Annotated in this window: 2 protein-coding genes and 1 pseudogene; 2 read left to right on the top strand and 1 reads right to left on the bottom strand. The window is 53.1% G+C overall.

What is annotated here, in order from left to right; all coding sequences use genetic code 11:
• Positions 1 to 156: 156 nt before the first annotated feature.
• Positions 157 to 921, top strand: a pseudogene (locus ASD07_RS32395) (VENN motif pre-toxin domain-containing protein); the annotation flags it as partial.
• 1 nt (position 922) lies between these two features.
• The coding region (locus ASD07_RS18335; RefSeq protein WP_229207203.1) for a hypothetical protein at positions 923 to 1,771 on the top strand (849 nt) is incomplete at its 5' end.
• Between the two features lie 194 nt (positions 1,772 to 1,965).
• Here the strand turns inward: ASD07_RS18335 and ASD07_RS30980 are convergent.
• Positions 1,966 to 2,307, bottom strand: a complete 342-nt coding sequence (locus tag ASD07_RS30980) for a hypothetical protein (protein ID WP_156398081.1) — start codon at positions 2,305 to 2,307, stop codon at positions 1,966 to 1,968.
• Between the last annotated feature and the right edge of the window lie 400 nt (positions 2,308 to 2,707).

The following is a 2,707-nucleotide window of genomic DNA, read 5'->3' as shown; positions in this document are numbered from 1 at the left end:
AATGTTGTCACCGGCATCCTGGTTGGCTCGGTCGCAGGGCAGGGCGGCACGCAGATTGCAGCAAATGCAGCGGCGCCATATCTCGCCGCCGAGATTGGCGATTACTTCAAGACGAAGGGCAACGAGAACCAAACGTTGCAGGACCTGAGCCACGCAGTGCTTGGCGCAGCGCTGGCAGTTGCCAMCAACTCCAGTGCAGTTGGTGGCGCATTAGCTGGCGGTGGTGGCGAACTGGCTGCCCAAGTCYTGACGAAAGAACTGTACCCGCAGGCGTTTGATGCCAATGGTGTGCTGCAACGTGACAAGCTTACGCAAGAGCAAGCGAACAACATTAGCGCTTTGTCTAGCGCAATTGGTGCGTTGGTGTCCGGAGCGGCTGGCGGTAGCGTTCTCGATAGCGCAGTCGGGGCTCAGGTCGCCACGAATGCTGTAGAGAATAACAACCTGAGCCGAAAACAGATGGACGAGAAGGACAAAGAGTTTGCGCTCTGCGCCCAACGAAACCATGGCAAATGCACGTTTGCGGAAGCGACTGCCATCAACAAGAARTATCTGGCGCTGTCGAAGGAGAATGACGAAAAAGTTGCTGAACTCATACGGATGGCGAACAAGACCCCTGGTGAAGTAAGAAGCCTTGGAGAGGCTGAAGGATTCTTCACATTCAATCCTGTTGGAAAGGCGATGAAGGGCTTTGCCGTAACGGGTTATGAAATGGGGAAAGGGATCGTAACCGGACCAGGGAACCTTGCCATGGATGTAGTGGGCATCTCCAAAGAGCTGGCTCTTGGCTCTAGCGTTGATGCGATGGGCATCGAAACGCCATATATTCCTAAGAGTGATTTCGTGCGATCTGTAGTGATGAAAGGTGCACTTGGGACTGTTGGGCACTATACGACCGGCATGGTGGACTCGGCGCCTGGCNTATATTCCTAAGAGTGATTTCGTGCGATCTGTAGTGATGAAAGGTGCACTTGGGACTGTTGGGCACTATACGACCGGCATGGTGGACTCGGCGCCTGGCRTTTCAACGATCTTTGCGCTTTACCGAAAAGATTCTGAACAACTTGGTGGATCATTATGGGGTATTGTTCCTGTCGCTGCCGAAACCGGGGTCTTTGCGCGAGGGGCAGGCGCTGGAGGCGCTGCCGGGGCAACTGTCGCAGAAGGAACCACGCCATCGGGGTATTTGAAGAAACTCGGCATCAGCGCCGTAAATGAGTTTGACGCTGCGTTACCCCTCCAAGGGGGGCAGCGCGCTGCAAGGCTTACCTTCGAAACAGAAGGATTCAACGCTGATGCCCTTGATCCCATCTCGCTCAAGAATTTTGGTGACCAAGTAAGCACGAATAAGGTTGCCAACGCTGCGATGAGGCAGGTGCAGCGAATTCAACAGAAAAACGGAGGGCCGGTAAGACTGCAGTTTGCTGAAGGGCCAAGTGGACTTGCTGGTGAAGTTGGCCGAGCATTGGATGGGACAATTGAGATGGAGATTTACATGTTGGATAGTCAAAATATGACTGCAAAAGGTGCAGTGGGTACTTTTGTTCATGAGTCAAGCCATTTCAGTCGAGCATCCAAAGGTTTTGCAATTCAGACCCAATTGGATGAGTATTTAGCGTTCAGGCGAGAACTGCTGTTTGATCTAGGCCGTCGCCCGACAATTTTGGAAAAACAAAATATGTGGCAGGATAAGATCGAGAATAATAAATACTATTCAAAATTGCCGGTGGGGGGCACGCTGCCCAAAATTCTGAAGAAAACTGGGGAATAATGTGGAAACAATAATTTATGATGGAACACTTCCTACGAAAAGGAAAATATTTGATGAATTCCCTAAGGGAGAGCTAAGTGTCGTCTGCCCAAAATGTAAGCAAGAGGTAATTATCGTGCTTGATGCAGCTGGCGTAGAGAAATACGGCAAGGCACCGGGAATTTATTGCCCTAATGGGCATTTTTGGACTGTTTTTAATCTTCGATAAGCTCCAGCTCGTTTTTTGTTCTATTTGCCTGTATCCAGCACCTGATTTTTACAAACGATAACGGCATGTGGGTTGCGCCGCATACCACTCCAGCGTTGGTCAAATTATTGGCGAGGCCGGTGGCGCGATCGTAGGGAAGCAGGGCGTCTACATCAACGCCCGCAATTTCCGCATCATCGACGTAACGGCCGGCACGGTCGGCAACATCCCTGATTCGGTAACTGTTCTTGGAAGCGGCACCAATGCCGCAGCCAACGCAGGTGGAAACACCAGCGCCGGCGTTGGTACCGGTGCCGGTGGCCGCTCTTTGGCAGCGTCTCAGGCGCATTTGCTACTCTGACTGGCCGCGCCGGTTCGTCCGGCACCGGTGGCAATCTGGCCAGCGCCGACCAATCCGGCAATAGCGGAACGTCCAACCAACTGCTGGCGGGCGGCACATTGTCCGGCAGCGGCACCGGTAACAGCTTGGATACCGCAGGATCGGCGCAATCCGCCGGGCCTGCGCGCCAAGGCTCGCTGTTCGGGCGTGTACTGAACCAGGCCCGTAACAGCACGCTTGGTGACGTCAATGCCGCGGCAGGTGCTTCCGTAGTCGGCCCTGAACAATTAAACGGCGCCTGAATCTAAAGGTGAAATGCGCAAATAACGCTGCTGAGATTTGCAAGGTTTCGCTAAAATGGGCGCAATTCCTTGCAAATTTTCGAGGGTTAGATGGGACCAAAACCAGC

Origin of the sequence: Duganella sp. Root336D2, from assembly GCF_001425005.1 — a bacterium.
In the GTDB taxonomy this organism is placed as follows: Bacteria; Pseudomonadota; Gammaproteobacteria; order Burkholderiales; family Burkholderiaceae_D; genus Rugamonas.
The sequence above is the reverse complement of the archived record's forward strand: the minus strand, read 5'-3'. Positions and strand labels throughout refer to the sequence as shown.

Excerpts from the sequence above, each read along its gene's own strand:
- ASD07_RS30980 (WP_156398081.1), bottom strand. The coding sequence starts at position 2,307 with ATGCGCCTGAGACGCTGCCAAAGAGCGGCCACCGGCACCGGTACCAAC.